Annotated in this window: 21 protein-coding genes; all 21 read left to right on the top strand. The window is 32.8% G+C overall.

The window, feature by feature from the left end; all coding sequences use genetic code 11:
• Nucleotides 1-11: 11 nt before the first annotated feature.
• The 21 genes from HMPREF3046_RS05905 to lysS all read left to right on the top strand — a co-directional run bounded on the left by HMPREF3046_RS05905 (nucleotide 12) and on the right by lysS (nucleotide 22,927).
• Nucleotides 12-392: a RidA family protein gene (locus tag HMPREF3046_RS05905; protein WP_070717451.1), complete on the top strand. Its 381-nt coding sequence runs from the start codon at nucleotides 12-14 to the stop codon at nucleotides 390-392.
• 70 nt (nucleotides 393-462) lie between these two features.
• Nucleotides 463-774 carry a septation regulator SpoVG gene (gene spoVG, locus HMPREF3046_RS05900; protein ID WP_002449945.1) on the top strand — a complete coding sequence of 104 codons (312 nt, stop codon included), beginning with the start codon at nucleotides 463-465 and terminating at the stop codon, nucleotides 772-774.
• 261 nt (nucleotides 775-1,035) lie between these two features.
• Nucleotides 1,036-2,391: a bifunctional UDP-N-acetylglucosamine diphosphorylase/glucosamine-1-phosphate N-acetyltransferase GlmU gene (gene glmU / locus HMPREF3046_RS05895; RefSeq protein WP_070717449.1), complete on the top strand. Its 1,356-nt coding sequence runs from the start codon at nucleotides 1,036-1,038 to the stop codon at nucleotides 2,389-2,391.
• A 208-nt stretch (nucleotides 2,392-2,599) separates the two neighbouring features.
• Nucleotides 2,600-3,565: a ribose-phosphate diphosphokinase gene (locus HMPREF3046_RS05890; protein ID WP_002449951.1), complete on the top strand. Its 966-nt coding sequence runs from the start codon at nucleotides 2,600-2,602 to the stop codon at nucleotides 3,563-3,565.
• 172 nt (nucleotides 3,566-3,737) lie between these two features.
• Nucleotides 3,738-4,394, top strand: coding sequence for a 50S ribosomal protein L25/general stress protein Ctc (locus HMPREF3046_RS05885; protein ID WP_070717446.1), 657 nt, complete (start codon nucleotides 3,738-3,740; stop codon nucleotides 4,392-4,394).
• Nucleotides 4,395-4,700: 306 nt separating this feature from the next.
• Nucleotides 4,701-5,273 carry an aminoacyl-tRNA hydrolase gene (gene pth, locus HMPREF3046_RS05880; RefSeq protein ID WP_064206790.1) on the top strand — a complete coding sequence of 191 codons (573 nt, stop codon included), beginning with the start codon at nucleotides 4,701-4,703 and terminating at the stop codon, nucleotides 5,271-5,273.
• The gene (gene mfd, locus HMPREF3046_RS05875) at nucleotides 5,270-8,779 is read left to right on the top strand and encodes a transcription-repair coupling factor (protein WP_070717443.1); all 3,510 of its coding nucleotides are present in this window, start codon (nucleotides 5,270-5,272) and stop codon (nucleotides 8,777-8,779) included. Before pth ends, mfd begins: the two co-directional genes overlap by 4 nt.
• On the top strand, nucleotides 8,763-10,337 hold the full coding sequence (locus HMPREF3046_RS05870) for a polysaccharide biosynthesis protein (protein WP_070717440.1): 1,575 nt from the start codon (nucleotides 8,763-8,765) through the stop codon (nucleotides 10,335-10,337). The genes mfd and HMPREF3046_RS05870 overlap by 17 nt, the downstream gene beginning before the upstream one ends.
• 2 nt (nucleotides 10,338-10,339) lie before the next feature.
• Nucleotides 10,340-11,530, top strand: a complete 1,191-nt coding sequence (locus tag HMPREF3046_RS05865) for a MazG nucleotide pyrophosphohydrolase domain-containing protein (protein WP_070717438.1) — start codon at nucleotides 10,340-10,342, stop codon at nucleotides 11,528-11,530.
• Nucleotides 11,527-11,808 (top strand): RNA-binding S4 domain-containing protein, encoded by a 282-nt coding sequence (locus tag HMPREF3046_RS05860; RefSeq protein ID WP_064206786.1) that lies wholly within the window; start codon nucleotides 11,527-11,529, stop codon nucleotides 11,806-11,808. The genes HMPREF3046_RS05865 and HMPREF3046_RS05860 overlap by 4 nt, the downstream gene beginning before the upstream one ends.
• A 35-nt stretch (nucleotides 11,809-11,843) precedes the next feature.
• The gene (divIC, locus tag HMPREF3046_RS05855; RefSeq protein ID WP_064206785.1) at nucleotides 11,844-12,239 is read left to right on the top strand and encodes a cell division protein DivIC; all 396 of its coding nucleotides are present in this window, start codon (nucleotides 11,844-11,846) and stop codon (nucleotides 12,237-12,239) included.
• 134 nt (nucleotides 12,240-12,373) lie between these two features.
• On the top strand, nucleotides 12,374-12,775 hold the full coding sequence (locus tag HMPREF3046_RS05850) for a S1 domain-containing RNA-binding protein (protein WP_070717434.1): 402 nt from the start codon (nucleotides 12,374-12,376) through the stop codon (nucleotides 12,773-12,775).
• Between the two features lie 206 nt (nucleotides 12,776-12,981).
• Nucleotides 12,982-14,283 (top strand): tRNA lysidine(34) synthetase TilS, encoded by a 1,302-nt coding sequence (gene tilS / locus HMPREF3046_RS05845; RefSeq protein ID WP_070717432.1) that lies wholly within the window; start codon nucleotides 12,982-12,984, stop codon nucleotides 14,281-14,283.
• The gene (hpt, locus tag HMPREF3046_RS05840; RefSeq protein ID WP_070717429.1) at nucleotides 14,284-14,823 is read left to right on the top strand and encodes a hypoxanthine phosphoribosyltransferase; all 540 of its coding nucleotides are present in this window, start codon (nucleotides 14,284-14,286) and stop codon (nucleotides 14,821-14,823) included.
• Nucleotides 14,824-15,106: 283 nt separating this feature from the next.
• The gene (gene ftsH / locus HMPREF3046_RS05835; RefSeq protein ID WP_064206782.1) at nucleotides 15,107-17,239 is read left to right on the top strand and encodes an ATP-dependent zinc metalloprotease FtsH; all 2,133 of its coding nucleotides are present in this window, start codon (nucleotides 15,107-15,109) and stop codon (nucleotides 17,237-17,239) included.
• A 217-nt stretch (nucleotides 17,240-17,456) separates the two neighbouring features.
• A complete protein-coding gene (hslO, locus tag HMPREF3046_RS05830; protein WP_070717427.1) occupies nucleotides 17,457-18,341 on the top strand; it encodes an Hsp33 family molecular chaperone HslO in 885 nt (294 codons plus the stop codon).
• Between the two features lie 196 nt (nucleotides 18,342-18,537).
• Nucleotides 18,538-19,470: a cysteine synthase A gene (gene cysK, locus HMPREF3046_RS05825; RefSeq protein ID WP_070717424.1), complete on the top strand. Its 933-nt coding sequence runs from the start codon at nucleotides 18,538-18,540 to the stop codon at nucleotides 19,468-19,470.
• Nucleotides 19,471-19,657: 187 nt separating this feature from the next.
• Nucleotides 19,658-20,461: a dihydropteroate synthase gene (folP, locus tag HMPREF3046_RS05820; RefSeq protein WP_070717421.1), complete on the top strand. Its 804-nt coding sequence runs from the start codon at nucleotides 19,658-19,660 to the stop codon at nucleotides 20,459-20,461.
• Nucleotides 20,439-20,804, top strand: a complete 366-nt coding sequence (folB, locus tag HMPREF3046_RS05815; RefSeq protein WP_064206778.1) for a dihydroneopterin aldolase — start codon at nucleotides 20,439-20,441, stop codon at nucleotides 20,802-20,804. Before folP ends, folB begins: the two co-directional genes overlap by 23 nt.
• Nucleotides 20,804-21,283, top strand: a complete 480-nt coding sequence (gene folK, locus HMPREF3046_RS05810; protein ID WP_070717417.1) for a 2-amino-4-hydroxy-6-hydroxymethyldihydropteridine diphosphokinase — start codon at nucleotides 20,804-20,806, stop codon at nucleotides 21,281-21,283. Before folB ends, folK begins: the two co-directional genes overlap by 1 nt.
• Nucleotides 21,284-21,436: 153 nt before the next feature.
• Complete coding sequence (lysS, locus tag HMPREF3046_RS05805) at nucleotides 21,437-22,927, top strand: lysine--tRNA ligase (protein WP_064206776.1); 1,491 nt, start codon at nucleotides 21,437-21,439, stop codon at nucleotides 22,925-22,927.
• Nucleotides 22,928-23,289: the final 362 nt, after the last annotated feature.

Below are 23,289 nucleotides of genomic sequence, written 5' to 3'. Positions count from 1 at the left end.
AGTTATACATCATGAAAACAATTAATACTAATAAAGCACCTGAAGCGTTAGGACCATATTCTCATGCAATGGTTGTGAACAATTTAGTATTCACATCAGGACAAATTCCATTAGATATTGAAGGAAATATCGTAAGTAGCGATGTAAAAGAACAAACAAAACAAGTATTAGAAAATTTATCTGTTGTACTTGAAGAAGCAGGTTCTGATTTAAACTCTGTTGTAAAAGCAACTATTTTTATTTCTGATATGAATGAATTTCAACAAATTAATGAAGTTTATGGTAGCTACTTTAATGAGCATCAACCTGCGCGGAGTTGCGTAGAAGTGTCTCGCTTACCAAAAGACGTTAAAGTTGAAATTGAATTAGTAGGTAAAGTTAAAGGAATATAATTTACTTAATTAACACATTGTCATGCTTCTAACCACACAAAGATATATATATACTAGGGGGGCTCACTGCATGAAAGTGACAGATGTAAGACTTAGAAAAATACAAACAGATGGCAGAATGAAAGCACTCGTTTCTATCACATTAGACGAAGCTTTTGTAATTCATGATTTACGCGTAATCGAAGGCAACTCAGGTCTTTTCGTTGCTATGCCAAGCAAACGTACACCAGATGGTGAATTCCGCGATATCGCACATCCAATCAATTCAGAAATGAGACAAGAAATACAGGATGCTGTGATGAAAGTATATGATGAAACTGACGAAGTGATTCCAGATAAAAATGCTTCATCAGACGTAACAGAAGAATCAGACGAAGCTTAAAATAACAAAAATCAAACTATATTTTGATAATGGTTATTTTATTAATTATGTAAGCTAAATGACGTGGGGACGAAACTCTAAATTCAAACTTGAATTTTGTTTCGTGCCCATTTTTATTGTTTTATCGATATTTTTTAAAAATTAAATGTATGATGCAAATAATTAAACTCTGTTTACAAAATTTGTTAAATCTTGAAACTATAAGTTGAGATAAATTATAATTACTTGTGAAGTGCAAATTTTATTGGAGGATTATTATTCATGCAAAGAAATGCAATCATATTAGCAGCTGGAAAAGGAACACGAATGAAATCAAAGAAATATAAGGTGTTACATGAGGTTGCTGGCAAACCAATGGTTGAACATGTACTGACAAATGTTAAAAAAGCGGGCGTAAATCAAATCGTCACTATTGTAGGTCACGGAGCAGAACAAGTAAAAGATACATTAGGTAATCAGTCATTATATAGTTATCAAAATGAACAATTAGGAACTGCACATGCTGTTAAAATGGCAGAAGAACATTTACATACTCAAGAAGGTACAACATTAGTGGTATGTGGAGATACACCACTTATTACATCAGAAACTTTACAACGTTTAATTGCACACCATGAAGAAACACAAGCACACGTCACTGTTTTATCAGCTACAGCTCAGACGCCTTTCGGGTATGGGCGTATCGTACGTGATCAAAATCATTACCTTAATAGCATTGTAGAAGAAAAAGATGCAACAAATGCTCAAAAAGACATCAATGAAATCAGCTCAGGTATATTTGCATTTGATAATAAAACGTTATTTGAAAAACTTAAACAAGTTAAAAATGATAATGCACAGGGTGAATATTATTTACCGGACGTCGTTACTTTAATTTTAGAAGATAATGGAAAAGCAGAAGTATATCATACTGATGACTTTGATGAAATTATGGGTGTAAATGATCGAATCATGTTAAGTCATGCTGAAAAAGCGTTGCAACACCGTATTAATCATCATCATATGAGAAATGGTGTTACAATCATTGATCCAATCACTACATTTATAGGTCCAGATGTAGAGATAGGTATGGATACTATTATTGAACCAGGCGTACGTATCAATGGAAAAACATTCATTGGTGAAGATACACACGTTGGTCAATATTCAGAAATTAACAACAGTCGTATTGGCAATAAAGTTAATATTATCCAATCAGTCATCAATGATTCTAGTGTAGGAGATAAGACAAAAGTTGGTCCGTTTGCTCAATTAAGACCTGGTTCAAATCTAGGTGCTGAAGTTAAAGTGGGTAACTTTGTAGAAGTTAAGAAAGCAGAATTAAAAGATGGTGCAAAAGTATCACACTTAAGTTATATTGGCGATGCGGAAGTTGGTGAACGTACGAATATTGGTTGTGGTTCAATCACTGTTAATTATGATGGAGTAAATAAATTTAAAACAGTCATTGGAAAAGACGCTTTCATTGGTTGTAACACGAATTTAATTGCCCCTGTAACAGTAGGAGATGGCGCTTTAATCGCAGCAGGATCGACGATTACAGATGACATACCTAAAGAAAGCTTAGCATTAGCACGTGCACGTCAAGTAACCAAAGAAGGTTACAATAAAAAATAAAGATTAATATAAGATAAAACTGTGTCATTTTTCTATTAAAGGGAATAAATGAATATATATAAACACAAAATTTTGAAGGTATTACTATTATGTCAAGTTGAATGATACGTAATAAATATAGTATTGGTCAGTTTTTAGTGGAATATAGTAAAAATGCTAAAATTTTTATATAATAGTATTGTCTAAGTAAAAAATTGGAGGACTATAAATGTTAAATAATGAGTACAAAAATTCGTCTTTAAAGATTTTTTCTTTAAAGGGAAATGAACCATTAGCACAAGAGGTCGCTGATCGTGTAGGAATCGAATTAGGGAAATGTTCTGTTAAACGCTTCAGTGACGGTGAAATTCAAATTAATATTGAAGAAAGTATTCGTGGTTGTGATGTATTTATCATTCAACCGACATCTTATCCAGTTAACTTACATTTAATGGAATTATTAATTATGATTGACGCATGTAAACGTGCCTCTGCAGCAAATATCAATATTGTTGTTCCTTATTATGGTTATGCGCGCCAAGATAGAAAAGCACGTAGTCGTGAACCAATTACTGCAAAATTAGTAGCAAATTTAATTGAAACTGCTGGTGCCAATCGTATGATTGCTTTAGATTTACATGCACCACAAATTCAAGGTTTCTTCGATATTCCAATCGATCACTTAATGGGCGTACCGATTATTGGACAATATTTTGAAAATGATCCTAACATCAATCCAGAAGAATGTGTTGTTGTATCTCCTGATCATGGGGGGGTAACACGCGCACGTAAATTAGCAGACATTTTAAAAACTCCGATTGCTATTATTGATAAACGTCGTCCTAAACCAAATGTGGCCGAAGTGATGAATATCGTTGGTGAAATTGAAGGACGTACTGCTATTATTATCGATGACATTATTGATACGGCAGGAACCATTACTTTAGCTGCTCAAGCATTAAAAGATAAAGGTGCGAAAGATGTATATGCTTGTTGTACACATCCTGTACTCTCAGGTCCTGCAAAAGAACGTATTGAAAATTCAGCGATTAAAGAACTTATTGTTACGAATTCAATCTTACTTGACGATAGTCAAAAACCATCAAATATCAAAGAATTATCTGTAGCTGGTTTAATCGCACAAGCTATTGTTCGTGTATATGAACGTGAATCAGTAAGTGTATTATTTGACTAAAATTTACAAATGAATTTGACTTATTATTTTTAACCATGTATAATTTATTCGTTCGTGATTTAACGAATAAATAAACACTTGCAAGCAATGTTTAAATTGATGGGCAAGTGAGGAGAAGTTAAGACAATATATTATTATTGTTTCAACTTGAAAATGAAAGGTGGAAATACGAATGGCTTCATTAAAGTCAATCATTCGTCAAGGTAAACAAACTCGTTCTGACCTTAAAAAATTACGTAATACAGGTAAAGTACCTGCTGTTGTTTATGGTTATGGTACTAAAAACACTTCAGTTAAAGTAGATGAAGTTGAATTCATCAAAGTCATCCGTGAAGTTGGACGTAACGGTGTTATTGATTTAGGCGTTGGTTCTAAAACAATTAAAGTTATGGTATCAGATTATCAATTTGATCCACTTAAAAACCAAATTACTCATATCGACTTCTTAGCTATTAACATGACTGAAGAACGTACTGTTGATGTACCAGTTCAATTAGTTGGTGAAGCAGTTGGCGCTAAAGAAGGCGGCGTAGTTGAACAACCATTATTTGATTTACAAATTACAGCAACTCCAGAAAATATCCCAGAATCAATTGAAGTAGCTATCACTGATTTACAAATAAGTGATAGCTATTCAGTTGCGGATATTAAAGTATCTGGTGATTTCACAATTGAAAACGATCCAGAAGAATCTGTTGTTACAGTAGTTCCTCCAACTGATGAACCTTCTGAAGAAGAAGTTGAAGCAATGGAAGGTGAATCAGCAACTGAAGAACCTGAAGTAGCTGGTGAAGACAAAGAAGACGATGAAAATAAAGACGAAGAATAATTCGTTGATGACTATGTATTCACTTTAAGTGAGAATGTCTTTAATTAAATTGATAGAAAGAGCCTGATACATTTTCATATGTAGAAGGCTTTTTCTTATGTATATCGGACACTTAAAAAATGAATGTTAAAATAAAAGTTGAAGATTAATAACTTATAAAAGAGTGGGTTACGAAATCATTGAATTTCTTTCCTACTCTCTTTTTGTATTATATTGAGTAATATTATAAAATAAGGAGTAATCGACACATATTAAATTAAATGTTCAAATCAATCAAAAAGATGAACACAATGGAGGTTGCAACGTATGAAATGTATTGTGGGTCTTGGTAATATAGGTAAACGTTTTGAACGAACAAGACACAATATTGGCTTTGAAGTGATTGACTATATTTTAGATAAAAATCAATTTACATTAGATAAACAAAAATTCAAAGGCGCTTATACTATTGAACGTTTAAATGGGGATAAAGTGCTATTTATCGAGCCAATGACTATGATGAATTTATCAGGAGAAGCTGTAGGACCTTTAATGGATTACTATAATGTAGAAGTTGACGATTTAATCGTTTTATACGATGACCTGGATTTATCTCAAGGGCATATTCGTCTACGTCAAAAAGGAAGTGCAGGTGGACATAATGGAGTGAAATCGATTATTAAACATTTAGGTACAGATCAATTTAAACGTATTCGTATTGGAGTAGGGAGACCAACGAATGGTATGTCAGTTCCAGATTATGTATTACAAAAATTTTCTAATGAAGAAATGGTGACAATGGAAAAAGTAATTGAACATGCTTCACAAGCAGTGGAAGCATTTATTGAGACGTCTCGTTTCGATCATGTTATGAATGAATATAATGGAGAAGTCAATTGAGAACGATTATTTCTGACTATATTCAAGATGACAAACGATTCCAGGAACTTGACGAAGTCTTTGGAAACCAAAATATTTTAGTTACAGGTTTATCTCCCTCAGCCAAAGCAACTATTATTGCTGAAAAATACTTGAATGATGATAAGCAAATGCTATTAATCACAAATAATTTATATCAAGCAGATAAATTAGAAACTGATATATTGCAATACATTGATCATTCTGAAGTTTATAAATACCCAGTCCAAGATATTATGACAGAGGAATTTTCAACTCAAAGCCCACAACTTATGAGTGAACGTGTTAGAACTTTAACGGCATTATCTCATGATAAGAAAGGGTTATTTATTGTTCCTTTAAATAGCTTAAAAAAATGGTTAACTCCAGTAGAATTGTGGAAACATCATCAAATGACTTTAGAAGTTGGCGATGATATCGATGTGGATGAATTTTTAAATAAACTAGTAAACATGGGATATCGACGTGAAAGTGTCGTTTCTCATATTGGTGAGTTTTCTCTACGAGGCGGTATCATTGATATTTACCCTCTTATCGGTCAACCAGTTAGAATTGAATTGTTTGATACTGAAATCGACTCGATTCGAGACTTTGATGTAGAAACACAACGTTCAAATGAGAATATTGAAAAGGTAGATATCACTACAGCGAGTGATTATATCATTACAGAAGATGTGATTAATCATCTTCAAACAGAATTACAAAAAGCATATGAACAAACACGTCCTAAAATTGATAAATCTGCACGAAATGATTTGAAAGAAACATATGAAAGTTTTAAATTATTTGAATCCACTTTCTTTGATCATCAATTACTTCGCCGTCTAGTTGCTTTTATGTATGACGCACCTTCTACACTCATCGATTATTTCCAAAAAGATGCCATTGTAGTAGTTGATGAATATAATCGTATTAAAGAAACTGAAAAGACATTGACTACTGAAGTAGATGATTTTATCCAGAATTTAATTGAAAGTGGTAACGGGTTTATTGGGCAGTCATTTATGGAATATGATAGGTTTGAAACGTTAATCAATCATTATCCAGTCACATATTTCACATTATTTACATCCTCTATGCCAGTGAAGTTGCAACATATTATTAAATTTTCATGTAAGCCAGTGCAACAATTTTATGGACAATATGACATTATGCGCTCAGAATTTCAACGTTATGTAAGCAATAATTACACTATTGTAGTACTTGTAGAAACTGAAACGAAAGTTGAGCGTATTCAATCGATGCTTAATGAAATGCATATTCCTACTGTTACAAATATTCACTCAGAGATTGAAAGTGGACAAGCAATTGTAACAGAAGGTAGTCTATCAGAAGGTTTCGAACTACCTTATATGCAACTTGTTGTAATTACGGAGCGAGAATTATTTAAAACAAAACAGAAAAAACAACGAAAACGGACTAAAACAATTTCTAATGCTGAAAAAATTAAATCTTATCAAGATTTAAATGTTGGAGATTATGTTGTTCATGTGCACCATGGTGTGGGACGTTATTTAGGTGTTGAAACACTAGAAGTTGGAGACGTCCATAGAGATTATATTAAATTACAATATAAAGGAACCGATCAACTTTTTGTACCTGTTGATCAAATGGATCAAGTACAAAAATATGTTGCTTCAGAAGATAAATCGCCTAAATTAAATAAACTAGGCGGCTCAGAATGGAAAAAAACGAAAGCCAAAGTACAACAAAGTGTTGAAGATATCGCAGATGAACTTATTGCACTATACAAAGAGCGAGAAATGTCAGTAGGTTATCAATATGGTGAAGATACGGCTGAGCAACATGATTTCGAAATGGACTTCCCATATGAACTTACACCAGACCAAGCTAAATCTATTGAAGAAATTAAAGAAGATATGGAAAAAGAACGTCCAATGGATCGCTTGTTATGTGGAGATGTGGGTTACGGAAAAACTGAAGTTGCTGTACGCGCGGCCTTTAAAGCGGTCATGGAAGGTAAACAAGTTGCCTTTTTAGTGCCTACAACGATTCTAGCGCAACAACACTACGAAACATTAATTGAACGGATGCAAGATTTTCCAGTAGAAATTCAGTTGATTAGTCGATTCCGTACTGCTAAGGAAGTTAGAGAGACTAAAGAAGGTCTGAAATCTGGATACGTTGATATTATTGTTGGAACACATAAACTATTGAGTAAAGACATTCAATATAAAGATTTAGGATTACTTATTGTCGATGAAGAACAACGTTTTGGTGTACGTCATAAAGAACGTATTAAAACATTGAAAACAAATGTAGACGTATTGACGCTTACAGCTACACCAATTCCAAGAACATTGCATATGAGTATGCTTGGCGTACGTGACTTATCTGTCATCGAAACACCCCCAGAAAACCGCTTCCCAGTACAAACCTATGTATTAGAGCAAAATAGTAATTTTATTAAAGAGGCTTTAGAACGTGAACTTTCTCGCGATGGACAAGTGTTCTATCTTTACAATAAAGTACAGTCCATTTATGAAAAGCGTGAACAGTTACAAATGTTGATGCCAGAAGCAAATATTGCTGTTGCTCATGGACAGATGACAGAACGAGATTTGGAAGAAACCATGTTGAGTTTTATTAATGGAGAGTATGACATTTTAGTTACAACAACCATTATAGAAACAGGTGTCGATGTTCCTAATGCGAACACATTAATCATAGAAGAAGCGGATCGTTTTGGTTTAAGTCAACTTTACCAATTACGTGGTAGAGTAGGACGTTCCAGTCGTATTGGATATGCTTACTTCTTACATTCTACTAATAAAGTATTAACAGAAACAGCTGAAGAACGTTTACAAGCGATTAAAGAATTCACTGAATTAGGTTCAGGATTTAAAATTGCCATGCGTGATTTAAATATACGTGGAGCTGGTAATTTATTAGGTAAGCAACAACATGGTTTCATTGATTCAGTAGGTTTTGATTTGTATTCTCAAATGTTAGAAGAAGCGGTAAACGAAAAACGTGGTATTACAGAAGAAGCGCCTGATGCACCAGATGTTGAAATGGAATTACACTTAGATGCTTATTTACCAGCAGAGTATATTCAAAATGAACAAGCTAAAATAGAAATTTATAAGAAATTGCGTAAAGTTGAAACTGAAGAACAGCTTTTTGATGTGAAAGATGAATTACTTGATCGTTTCAATGATTATCCTGTAGAAGTAGAACGTTTATTAGAAATGGTAGAAATTAAAATACACGCTTTACATGCAGGCGTGACATTGATTAAAGATAAAGGAAAACAAATTGAAGTATTTCTTTCAACTAAAGGTACAGAACAGATAAATGGGGAAGAATTATTTAAACAAACCCAACCTTTAGGGCGAACAATGAAGTTGGGTGTTAAAGAAGGCAAAATGCATATTACTCTAACAAAATCTAAACAGTGGTTAGAAAACTTAAAATTCTTAGTAAAATGTCTTGAAGGAAGTATGGAACTTGAGTACGAATTATAAATCGTCATCTGAAGTTTCATCTTCTTCTAAGAATTCACGACAACATTCAGCATTTAATGGCGTAGTGATTTTAACGCTTGCTTTAGTCATTGTTAAAGTATTAAGTGCAATTTATCGAGTTCCATATCAAAATATTTTAGGTGATTCTGGATTATATGCGTATCAACAAATTTATCCTATTGTAGCGCTAGGTATGATACTATCAATGAATGCAATTCCTAGTGCTGTCACTCAAGTATTTGGAAGTCACAGTGGAACCGAAGTATTTTCAAAAACACTTCTAAGATTTCAAATGATAGGTCTTATTATTTTTAGTGTGATTTTAGTACTATCCCATCCATTAGCACTATTAATGGGAGATGCGCATTTAGCACCCATGTTAAAAATGGCAAGTCTTAGCTATTTGTTTATAGGAATTTTGGGTGTGATTAGAGGCTTTTATCAAAGTAGGCAACAAATGAATATACCAGCTATTTCACAAATCATAGAACAATGTATTCGTGTGTGTGTGATTATCATAGCTATTTTAATGTTTATGTTTAAGGAATGGACCATTTATCAAGCTGGGGCACTTGCAATATTAGCCTCAGCCCTTGGCTTTTTAGGTTCTAGCCTATATTTATTAGCAACAAGACCTTTTCGATTACAGTTAAATCAGCCCTTATATTCTATTCCTTGGAAACAGCTAATACTTGCGACCCTCGTATTTGCATTAAGTCAATTATTAGTTATTTTATGGCAATTTATAGATAGTTTTACAGTCGTTCATATGCTACAAAGATATGGTTTAGGATTTAGAGAAGCTATTATGCAAAAAGGAATCTATGATAGAGGCGCTTCATTTATTCAAATAGGTTTAATAGTGACAACTACATTTAGCTTTGTCCTAATTCCATTACTTACAGATGCCATTTCTGATCATAATCATGTTCTTATGAATCGTTATACAAATGCATCTTTAAAAATTACACTACTCATTAGTGTAGCAGCAGGTATAGGTCTTATTAATATACTACCGATGATGAACCTTGTATTTTTCAAAACAGATCAATTAAGCATCACGCTTAGTATTTATATGTTTACTGTAATTGGTGTATCGCTTATCATGATGGACATCGCACTTTTACAAGTGAGGAATCAAATTCGACCTATTTTTATTGGTGTGATGTCAGGACTACTATTTAAGATGATCTTTAATGTGATTTTCATTTACTTTATGGGGATTTTAGGCGCAAGTATAAGCACAGTGCTTTCGCTTATGATATTTGTTACTATTTTACATTATGAGGTCGTTAAATATTATCGTTTTAATCGCATGCGTACGTTTATTGTTAAATTGATGAGTGCGCTCATTATAATGTCATTAGTCATACAGGGGTTGCGAATGCTATTACCTCCTGTTGGCCGTTTAGGAAGTCTAATTGAGTTGTTAATTATAGTAGGAATAGGGGGTCTCATATTCCTATTACTTGTTATGTATATGAATATTTTAGGATATAAAGAATTAAAACACTTACCATTCGGCGATAAACTGTATCGCATAAAGAAAGGAAGATAGATATGACGCATACGCTTACCATTGTTGGTATAGGCAATCATAGTGTGGATGATTTACCTTTAGGTGTCTATCGCTTTTTGAAACAGCAACAGAGTGTATATGCAAGGACACTTGAACATCCTGTTATTAAAGATTTAAAAAGTGACATTGAATTTAAAAGCTTTGATAACGTCTACGAAAAGTATGATCAATTTGAAGCAGTGTATCAATATATTGTTGAAACTTTAATAGAAGAAACACGGATACAAGATACTGTTTACGTAGTGCCTGGACACCCACGTGTAGCCGAAACGACTACTGCTAAGTTACTTGATTATAATAAAAAGAATGATGATATACATGTAAAGATTTTAGGTGGGAAAAGTTTTATAGATGATATATTTGTTGCAATCGATGAAGATCCTAATGATGGATTTACATTATTAGATGGTACCATTTTGAAAGAAAACACATTAAATATTCGAACACATACTCTAATTACACAAGTATATAGTGCGATGATTGCAGCAGATGTTAAACTCACATTAATGGAACGTTATCCAGACGATTTTAAAGTGAAGATAGTCACGGACGCTAATAGTCATGGCGCTAAAGTATTAGAAGTACCGTTATTTGAGTTAGATCATAATGAGGATGTATTTAACAATCTGACAAGTGTATTTGTGCCTAAAATAATGCGTGATGAAGATATGTATACTGATTTTGATTTTGCAGTTTATATTATTGACCATCTAGTGGATGATGAAAAAGGCTGTCCATGGGATCGTGTGCAAACGCATGAATCACTTAAACGTTATTTATTAGAAGAAACATTTGAATTGTTTGAAGCAATAGATAATGAAGATGATTGGCATATGATTGAAGAACTCGGAGATATTTTATTACAAGTGCTACTTCATGCGAGTATTGGTAAAAAAGAAGGATATATGGATATTAAAGAAGTTATTGAAAGCTTAAATGCTAAAATGATTCGTCGACATCCTCACATATTCGGAGACAAAACAGTTAAAACAATAGAAGATTTAAATGATGTCTGGAAGGATGCAAAAGCAAAAGAAGGTAAAATACCTCGTGTTAAATTTGAAAAAGTATTTGCAGACCATTTTATGACATTGTATGATAAAACCAAAAATAAGGATTTTAATGAAGAAACCCTTAAAAATTATTTACAACAAGGGGAGAAGGATAAATGAGATTAGATAAATATTTAAAAGTATCAAGACTTGTAAAACGTCGTACACTTGCTAAAGAAATTAGTGATCAAGGACGTGTAACAATTAATGGTAATGTAGCTAAAGCTGGCACAGATGTAAAAGTGGAAGACGAATTAGTCATTCGTTTTGGACAAAAAAGTGTGACGGTTAAAGTAACTGGATTAAATGAACATGCGTCAAAAGAAAATGCTAAACATATGTATGAACTGATTAAAGAAGAACGAGTTCAACCATCTGCACAATCTGAAGAAATGTAGTCTATGGTTGAAACGTTTAAAAGAGGTGACAAGTTATGAGTAAAAAGGTAGAACATATTGATAATCAATATACTTCAGAACGAAATCGAAAGAAACAACGTCAACAAAAACGAATGCGTGTCGTTCGTCGAAGAGTAACAGTTTTTGGAGGATTATTATTAGCAATTATTATTATTCTATCTATCATGCTTGTCTTCCAAAAACAAAGTAACAATCAAGCAACAATAGAACGAAAGCAGAAAGAAGAACAATTTCAGAAGAAACAAGATGAAGAAATAGCATTAAAAGAAGAGCTTAATAATCTTAACGATAAAGATTATATAGAGAAAGTTGCTCGAGATGACTATTATTTAAGTAACAATGGAGAAATTATTTTTAAATTGCCTAATGATAAATCATCGTCTAATTCTAAATCCTCTAATAATAATTAAAAAGAGTAATCAACTTTAAAAGTTAAAGTAAAACGCTTAATTTAAAATAATCGTTTTATAGCATTGTGTAAATTTTAAAACAGGAATATAATAAGGTTAAAATTGAAACATTATCGGGAGGATTTATTTAGAATATGTCAATCGAAGTAGGAAACAAGCTAAAAGGTAAAGTGACAGGTATCAAAAAATTTGGTGCGTTTGTAGAATTACCTGAAGGTAAAAGTGGCTTAGTTCATATTAGTGAAGTTGCTGATAATTATGTGGAAAATGTAGAAGATCATTTATCAGTTGGAGATGAAGTGGAGGTAAAAGTTTTATCTATTGCAGAGGATGGTAAAATCAGTCTCTCAATTAAAAAAGCGAAAGATCGTCCTCGTCGTTCACATCACAAATCTAATCAAAATAAACCGCCTCAGCAAAAAGCAGAAGATTTTGAAAAGAAATTAAGTAATTTCTTAAAAGACAGTGAAGACAAATTGACTTCTATTAAACGTCAAACAGAATCAAGACGTGGTGGTAAAGGATCTAGACGTTAATTATATCTGTGGGAGTAAATATAGCTAAGTTAACGGAGCCCTGGTTCCAATCATTTATTCTAGATTAATATGTATTGATAATAACTTAAGTGCATAAGATCATGTAAGATCTATGCCAGGGGTGAGATAAAGAACTGAATTAAAGTTCTATCTCACTCTTTTTTCGTTATATCAATTATTTAGCTTAAGTCAGGAGGTTCAGTAATGTGAAAGTGAAAACGTCTCTTTGGAAAAAGACGGATCATTTAGCTGTTGCAGTATCTACAGGGATTGATAGTATGTGTTTATTATATAAATTATTAAATGATTTATCACATTCATATCAATCTATAACGTGCTTGCATGTCAATCATGGTTTAAGAGATGCATCTGTCGAAGAAGAACGATTTATTAAGCAGTTCTGCAAGCAATATCAAATTCCCTGTTATGTTAAACAGTTAGATTTATCTGAAATAGTAGAAAAAGGAAAAAGTATTCAATCTGAAGCGAGAGATTTACGTTATCAATGGTTTGATGAGATGATGAACAAGATAAATGCTGATGCTTTATTAACCGCTCATCATTTAAATGATCAACTTGAAACGATTTTTTATCGCATTTTTACTGGTCGATCAACACGCAATTCATTAGGGATGCATGAATGTACTGAACGAAATCATTACTTTATTTGTCGTCCTCTGATAGAGACATATAAAAATGATATAAAACAGTATCAAACCATTCACCATGTGCCTTTTTATGAAGATGAATCTAATCACCATAATAAATATGCAAGAAATGACATTCGCAATCGGCTTTTACCAGCTATTGATGAAAATAAGAACTTCAAGGTAGAACAATTATTAAAGTTGAAACATTGGCACGATATGCAATTACAACTTACGCAACAACGAATAAATTGTTTTATAGAACAACATGTGAACATTTACCTTAATGAAGAACGTATACAATTATCTCGAGCGTCTTTTAATCAACTAGATGAAATTTCAAAGATGATTTTATTAGATCGTTTATTTGAAATGCTTCAGTTAAATAAATCTTTTTCAGAAAAAAATTATAATGAATGGTTCGAGCAAATTGAGAGTAAACAATCTCAAATTAAAATTCCCCTCACTGAAAAATGGATAATTCAAATTGCATATGATAAATTTATAATAATGGCTCATTATGAACAATCTCTACTTGAAGAACAAATTGTTACGCATCCTTATACATATCAATTTGGTCATTATTTAATTACAATTCATCCAAATGAGAATGATGAAGCAATAGATTGGCCTCTAACGATTCGAACACGTAGAGATGGAGATAAGTTTAAGTTAAATGGTAGTCATGGACATAAAAAGGTAAGTCGTTTATTGATTGATAAAAAAATTGATAGCATAGAACGTACACAAATACCAATCATTTTAGATGCAAAACAACGAGTGATTGCTATAGGACAACTTTATGTGACGACAAGCCTTAAACATATAATAGATATTAAAAAAATTGGAGATGACTCATAAATGAAAGAGGACTTAAAAGATATTTTATTAACTGAAGAAGAAATCCAAGAAATTTGTAAACATTTAGGTGAACAATTAACGAGAGATTACAAAGATAAACCACTTGTTTGTGTTGGTATCCTTAAAGGTTCAGTTATGTTTATGGCAGATTTAATCAAACGTATTGATACACATTTAGCAATTGATTTTATGGATGTTTCAAGTTATCACGGTGGTACAGAATCAACAGGAGAAGTACAAATTTTAAAAGATTTAAGTGCTTCTATTGAAAACAAAGATGTACTTATTATTGAAGATATTTTAGAAACAGGTACAACTTTAAAATCAATTACTGAATTACTACAATCACGTAAAGTTAACTCATTAGAGATCGTTACATTGTTAGATAAACCGAACCGTCGTAAAGCGGATATTGAAGCAAAATACGTTGGTAAAAAAATCCCTGATGAGTTTGTAGTAGGATATGGTTTAGATTATGCTGAGCATTATCGAAATCTTCCTTACATTGGTACATTAAAACCGGAAATTTATAATAAATAAAATTTTATAATGTATTAGCAAATACATTAAATAGATTTTTAAATATAATAACTATACTAACGATATAAATTAGTGTAGACTCATTTTATATTCAAAATTGTCATTTTATGAAACGACTATACATAGATATGTAAAGGCGAAAACAAAGAATGAGTAAATGATGAATATAAAATAATTAACTAGAATTAGAAAAGCGCTACAAAAGTTGAAATACTAGCCTTTATAAGCTAGATTATGTTACAATCTTTGTTAGCTTTATTATAGAAATAGGAGGAAATGACGCATGCAGAAAGCTTTTCGCAATGTGCTAGTTATCGCAATTATTGGCGTTATTATATTCGGTGTTTTCTCATATATCAATGGTAATGGAAATACACCGAAACAACTTTCCTATTCACAGTTTGTAGAGAAATTGGATAAAGGTGATCTTAAAACTTTAGAAATCCAACCTGAACAAAATGTGTACTTGGTAAGTGGTAAAACTAAAAATGATGAAGATTATTCTTCAACGATTTTATACAATAACGAAAAAGATTTACAAAAAATAACAAGTGAAGCTCGTAGCCAAAAAGGATTAGATTTTACAGTTAAAGAAGAAGAAAAACAAAGTGTCTTTGTCAGTATGTTGACAACGCTTATTCCTGTATTAATTATTGCTTTCTTATTTATATTCTTCCTTAGCCAAGCACAAGGTGGCGGCGGTGGAGGCCGTATGATGAACTTTGGTAAATCTAAAGCAAAAATGTACGACAACCAAAAACGTCGTGTTCGCTTCTCAGATGTTGCTGGGGCAGACGAAGAAAAACAAGAGTTAATTGAAATTGTAGATTTCTTAAAAGATAATAAGAAATTTAAGAAAATGGGTTCAAGAATCCCTAAAGGTGTCTTACTTGTAGGCCCACCAGGTACAGGTAAAACATTATTAGCACGTGCCGTTGCAGGTGAAGCTGGAACTCCATTCTTCTCAATCAGTGGTTCTGATTTCGTTGAAATGTTTGTAGGTGTTGGTGCAAGTCGAGTACGTGATTTATTTGAAAATGCTAAGAAAAATGCACCATGTATTATTTTCATAGACGAAATTGATGCTGTTGGTCGTCAACGTGGTGCAGGTGTTGGTGGCGGTCATGATGAACGTGAACAAACGCTTAACCAATTATTAGTTGAAATGGATGGTTTCGGTGAAAATGAAGGTATCATTATGATTGCAGCAACAAACCGTCCTGACATTTTAGACCCTGCATTATTACGTCCTGGTCGTTTCGATAGACAAATTCAAGTAGGTCGTCCAGATGTTAAAGGCCGTGAAGCGATTCTTCATGTTCATGCTAAAAACAAACCACTTGATGAAACTGTCGATTTAAAAGCTATTTCTCAAAGAACGCCTGGTTTCTCGGGTGCTGATTTAGAAAACCTATTGAACGAAGCATCATTAATTGCTGCACGTGAAGGTAAAAATAAAATTGATATGCGTGATATCGAAGAAGCAACAGACCGAGTGATTGCGGGTCCAGCGAAAAAATCTCGTGTTATTTCTGATAAAGAACGTAATATTGTAGCACATCATGAAGCAGGTCATACAGTCATTGGTATGGTACTTGATGAAGCAGAAGTTGTACACAAAGTAACGATTGTGCCTCGCGGACAAGCAGGCGGTTACGCAATGATGTTACCTAAACAAGACCGCTTCTTAATGACAGAACCAGAATTATTAGATAAAATTTGTGGTCTTTTAGGTGGTCGTGTATCTGAAGATATTAACTTCCATGAAGTATCAACTGGTGCTTCAAACGACTTTGAAAGAGCAACACAAATTGCACGTTCAATGGTCACTGAATATGGTATGAGTAAGAAATTAGGACCTTTACAATTTTCTACAAGTGGTGGTGGCCAAGTCTTCTTAGGTAAAGATATGCAAGGTGAACCTAGCTATTCAGGCCAAATTGCTTATGAAATTGATAAAGAAGTTCAACGTATTATTAAAGAACAATATGAACGTTGTAAACAAATTTTATTAGAACATGAATCTCAATTGAAACTGATTGCTAAAACATTATTAACTGAAGAAACACTAGTAGCAGAACAAATACGTTCATTATTCTATGATGGTGTTTTACCAACAGTAGATTATGATGCAGCTAAAGTGGTAAAAGATGAAGATAGAGATGATTCTGAGTTCTCAAACGGTAAATATGGTAAATCTTATGATGACATTCGTGAAGAACAACTTGAAGAAGGTCGTAAAGATGAAGCAGAAGACCGCAGAGAAGATGACAGAATCGATCATGATAGAAACAGTCATCGTTCAGACCGTAATCATTCTCAAAATCATTCACAACGAAATGATAGAGATGAAACAGGTTATGAACAATCTCCAAATATAGAGCATCCAACAGATTCAAATCATAGAGAATCGTAGTTAGTCATAAAAACTCTTTCGACTAGGGTTAAATAACCTTAATCGAAAGAGTTTTTAATATGATATAGATGCATTATATACTCTAGAGCAAGTTACTTCATATTCTTAAATAAGCAGTGTAAAATAGATATTCTTAATAAAGGATTTAATGTTAGATTTTAAAATAAATGAAACAAACGAAATAAAATAATATAAATATAAAGGAGAGATTAGAGTAATGACACATGATTATATTGTTAAATCATTGGCTTTTGATGGAGAAGTACGTGCGTATGCTGCATTAACAACTGAATCAGTTCAAGAAGGCCAAACACGTCACTATACATGGCCTACAGCTTCAGCAGCGATGGGTAGAACAATGACAGCAACGTTATTAATGGGCGCCATGTTAAAAGGAGATCAAAAGCTTACTGTCACAGTAGATGGTAAGGGTCCAATTGGTCGAATTATTGCTGATGCAGATGCACAAGGAAATGTCCGTGCATATGTTGACCATCCTCAAACTCATTTTCCACTTAACGATCAAGGTAAATTGGATGTAAGACGAGCAGTAGGTACTGAGGGTGCAATTCAAGTCGTTAAGGATGTAGGCATGAAAGATTATTTCTCAGGCGCAAGTCCAATCGTTTCTGGGGAACTTGGAGAAGATTTCACTTATTATTTTGCGACAAGTGAACAAACGCCATCATCAGTAGGATTAGGAGTACTTGTTAATCCTGATAATTCTATTAAAGCAGCGGGTGGATTTATTATACAAGTCATGCCAGGCGCGAAAGAAGAAACTATTACTAAATTAGAAAATGCAATTAACCAAATGCAGCCAGTTTCTAAATTGATTGAACAAGGCTTAACACCAGAAGGCATCTTAAATGAAATTTTAGGTGAAGAGCATGTACAAATTTTGGAAACAATGGATGCACAATTTGAATGTAATTGTAGTCATGAAAAATTCCTAAATGCAATTAAAGGTTTGGGTGAAGCAGAAATTGAAGATATGATTAAAGAAGATCATGGTGCTGAGGCCGTGTGTCATTTCTGTGGAAATAAATATCATTATTCTGAAGGCGAACTTCAAGAACTACTTGATACAATAAAAAAATAGTAGAATGTTGATGAGCAATAAGCGTATGTTTATTGCTCTCTTTTTATGGGAAAAACTAAATGTAACTAATGAAAGTAAAATATTACATCATATTTAAAGAAATATCTTTGTCTTTTTAGAAAATTCTGATAGAATATAGTTATATCCGATAGAAAAACTAAGTTTTAAATTAGAAAGTTAAAGGAGCGTTTTTTCGATGGCACAAAAACCTGTAGAAAATATTACACAAATTATTGGCAACACACCGGTAGTAAAATTAAGAAACGTAGTAGATGAAGATGCGGCAGATGTATATGTAAAATTAGAGTATCAAAATCCAGGTGGCTCTGTAAAAGACCGTATTGCTTTAGCAATGATTGAAAAAGCTGAAAAAGAAGGAAAAATTAAACCTGGTGATACAATTGTAGAACCAACAAGTGGTAATACGGGTATTGGTTTGGCATTTGTTTGTGCAGCTAAAGGATATAAAGCAGTATTTACTATGCCTGAAACAATGAGTTCTGAACGTCGCAACTTATTAAAAGCATATGGTGCGGAATTAGTGTTAACACCTGGATCTGAAGCAATGAAAGGTGCTATTAAGAAAGCTAAAGAATTAAAAGAAGAACATGGTTATTTCGAACCTCAACAATTTGAAAATCCAGCTAACCCTGAAGTACATGCATTAACAACTGGTCCTGAATTAGTTGAACAATTTGAAGGCAAACAAATCGATGCTTTCTTAGCAGGTGTTGGTACTGGCGGTACACTGTCTGGTGTAGGTAAAGTCTTAAAAGAGAAATATCCTAACATTGAAATTGTAGCAATTGAGCCAGAAGGATCTCCTGTATTAAGTGGTGGTGAACCTGGTCCACATAAATTACAAGGTTTAGGTGCTGGCTTTGTACCTGATACTTTAAATACTAATATTTATGATAGTATCATTAAAGTTAGTAATGAAACTGCAATGGAAACTTCACGTCGTGTGGCTAAAGAAGAAGGTATCTTAGCAGGTATTTCTTCAGGCGCAGCAATTTATGCGGCAATCGAAAAAGCAAAAGAGTTAGGTAAAGGTAAAACAGTTGTAACAGTATTACCAAGTAATGGTGAACGTTACTTATCTACACCATTATATTCATTCGATGACTAATGATGATATAAGTTGATATTTGAATATCATTTTTTAAATAAGAAATAGCTGGTTTCGTAAAAGGCGAAGCCAGCTATTTTATTTTTTAGTATAAGGGTTCTCTCAGTTAACAATACTGAAATATAGACTAAATGAGTGTATCATAGGAGTATACATATTTATTTTTTAAAACAAAGGATGATTGGTAGTGGGTAAAACAAAAATTATGGGAATCTTAAATGTAACGCCTGACTCATTTTCAGATGGCGGTCAGTATAATTCAATTGATAACGCAGTTACACGTGCTAAAGAAATGATTGATGAAGGCGTAGATATTATTGATGTGGGAGGCGTATCAACAAGACCTGGACACACAGAAGTGTCTTTAGAAGAAGAAATGCAACGTGTCATTCCAGTTGTAGAAGAATTAGTGAAACTAAATGTACAAATTTCCATAGATACATATCGCAGTGAAGTTGCTGAAGCTTGTCTAAAATTAGGGGCCACAATGATTAATGACCAATGGGCTGGATTATATGATCCACATATTTTAGATGTAGTTGCTAAATATGAAACCGAAATTGTGTTAATGCATAATGGAGATGGACATCGTGACCAACCAGTTGTAGAAGAAATGCTAATAACACTTTTAAAGCAAGCAAATAAAGCAGAAATGGCAGGAATTCCAAAATATAAAATATGGTTAGATCCTGGAATTGGATTTGCCAAAAGTAGAAAAGAAGAAAATGAAGTAATGTCTCGATTAGATGAATTAGTGGCTACAGAGTATCCTGTTTTATTAGCGACAAGTCGTAAGCGTTTTATTAGAGAGATGATGTCTACTGATACGACACCAAAAGAAAGAGATGAGGCCACTGCTGCTACTACTGCCTATGGTATAATGAAAGGCATAAAAGCAGTTCGCGTACATAATGTTCAATTAAATGTACGTTTAGCTCAAGGTATAGATTTTTTGAAGGAGAATGAAAATGAACGACATGATCTTTCTTAAAGGGATGAAGTTTTATGGATATCACGGTGCACTCACAGCTGAGAATGAAATAGGTCAAATTTTTTCAGTAGACGTAACTTTAAAAGTAGACTTATTAAAAGCGGGGCAGACAGATAATGTTAAAGATACTGTGCATTATGGTGAAGTATTTGAAGATGTAAAAGATATTGTTGAAGGCCCACCTTGCAATTTAATCGAGCATCTAGCTGAACGTATTGCAAAACGTATAAATTCACACTATAATCGTGTAATGGAAACGAAAGTCAGAATCACTAAAGAAAATCCACCTATACCTGGTCATTATGATGGTGTGGGTATTGAAATAGTGAGGGAGAATCGTTAATGGTACAAGCATATTTAGGTTTAGGAAGTAATATTGGTGATAGAAAACAACTACTTCTTACGGCAATTGATTTAATTGGAAACATTAAGGGTATAAAGGTAACAAAACAATCATCGATATATGAAACTGCACCGATTGGCTATACTGATCAGCCTAATTTCTTGAATTTGTGTTTAGAGATTGAAACAAAGTTGTCCCCTCAGCAATTGCTTAAGCATTGTTTAGACATTGAACAACAACTGCATCGAGTAAGAGAAATACGTTGGGGTCCTAGAACGTTAGATATAGATATCTTATTATATAGTGATAATATTATTGAAACAGACAATTTAAGTGTACCTCACCCACGAATGCAAGAACGTGCTTTTGTACTTATACCGTTGAACGATATTGCATCGGATAAACAGGATCCACGATTAAATCAGAAAATTCGTGATTTAGTTTTTCCAGATGATACGGTTAAGAAATATAAAGACTAAGTGCTTAAATTCTTAAGATAGATACAAATATATTTTAAGAATTTAACTATTTGACTATGTATAAAATAATGAATGGAAAATATTTTACAATATTTTTAATAAGTACATAACATCCATTAATAGTAAAACAGGAAGTTTAAAGGAGAGAGAGTAATGTCAGAAGAAATGAATGACCAAATGCAGGTTCGTCGACAAAAATTACAAGAACTTATTGATTTAGGAATTGATCCGTTTGGTAAACGCTTTGAACGCACAGCTACTGCAAGTGAATTAAAAGAAAAATGGGATCATTTTTCTAAAGAAGAATTACATGAAAAAGAAGACGAAAGTCATGTTTCTATTGCAGGGCGTTTAATGACAAAACGTGGTAAAGGTAAAGCAGGATTTGCACATGTACAAGATTTAACAGGTCAAATTCAAATTTATGTACGTAAAGATCAAATTGGTGAAGAACCTTTTGATAACCTTTGGAAAACAACGGATTTAGGTGACATTGTAGGTATTGAAGGTGTCATGTTTAAAACAAATACTGGCGAATTATCAGTAAAAGCAAAATCATTTACACTATTATCTAAAGCTTTAAGACCATTACCTGATAAATTTCATGGTTTACAAGATATTGAGCAAAGATATCGTCAACGTTATTTAGATTTAATTACTAACCAAGATAGTACTCGTACATTTATTAACCGTAGTAAAATCATCCAAGAAATGAGAAATTATTTAAACCAAAGAGGTTATTTAGAAGTAGAAACGCCAATGATGCATCAAATCGCTGGCGGGGCTGCAGCTCGTCCATTTGTTACACATCATAATGCACTAGATGCAACGTTATATATGCGTATTGCGATAGAGTTACATTTAAAACGATTAATTGTAGGCGGATTAGAAAAAGTTTATGAAATTGGCCGCGTTTTCCGTAATGAAGGTGTATCAACACGCCATAATCCTGAGTTTACTATGATAGAGTTATATGAAGCTTATGCCGATTATCATGATATTATGGATTTAACAGAATCTATGGTTAGACATATTGCGCAAAATGTATTAGGTTCAGCAAAAGTACAATATAATGGCGAAGACATCGACTTAGAATCAGATTGGAAACGACTTCATATTGTAGATGCTGTTAAAGAGGCTACAGGTGTAAACTTCTATAATGTGAAAACAGACGAAGAAGCTAAAGCGTTAGCTAAAGAGCATGGTATTGAAATTACAGAAAACATGAAATATGGACATATTTTAAATGAATTCTTTGAACAAAAAGTTGAAGAAACATTAATTCAACCTACATTTATTTATGGACATCCAATTGAAATTTCTCCACTTGCTAAGAAAAATCCAGAAGACCCAAGATTTACTGATCGTTTCGAGTTGTTTATTGTAGGTAGAGAACATGCAAATGCCTTCACAGAATTAAATGATCCAATCGATCAACGTGAACGTTTTGAAGAACAACTTGTTGAAAAAGAACAAGGTAACGATGAAGCTCATGAAATGGATGAAGATTACATTGAAGCACTTGAATATGGCATGCCACCAACAGGCGGACTAGGAATTGGAATTGATCGTTTAGTTATGTTGTTAACAGATTCACCATCTATTAGAGATGTATTATTATTCCCTTACATGAGACAAAAATAAGATTAATATAAATTAAAAACGTTGCTTGCTAAGGTAAGCAACGTTTTTTTTTCGAAAAACAAAAAGGAAAATTAATTAAAAAAAGACTAGATATTATATATATGATGTGGTAGTATACTATGAGTGTTCAAAAATTAAATCCTTTTTTAAAAATTAATCTAAAAAATCTTTAAAAAATTGTTGACATTAGACTTTGATTATTATATGATATAAAAGTCGTCAAAAACGAAAGTTAATTTTGTAAAACACTTGTAAAAAGAATTTTAATAAAGTGTAAAATTAACTATTGAAAAATTAATTAATTAATAATATACTTGTTTAAGTAAGTTGTTGTCTGGTGACAATGGCAAGGAGGTCACACC

Origin of the sequence: Staphylococcus sp. HMSC070D05 (assembly GCF_001815595.1) — a bacterium.
GTDB classification, from domain to species: Bacteria; Bacillota; Bacilli; order Staphylococcales; family Staphylococcaceae; genus Staphylococcus; species Staphylococcus hominis.
Note: the sequence above shows the minus strand (reverse complement) of the source record. Positions and strands in the feature narration are given on the sequence as shown.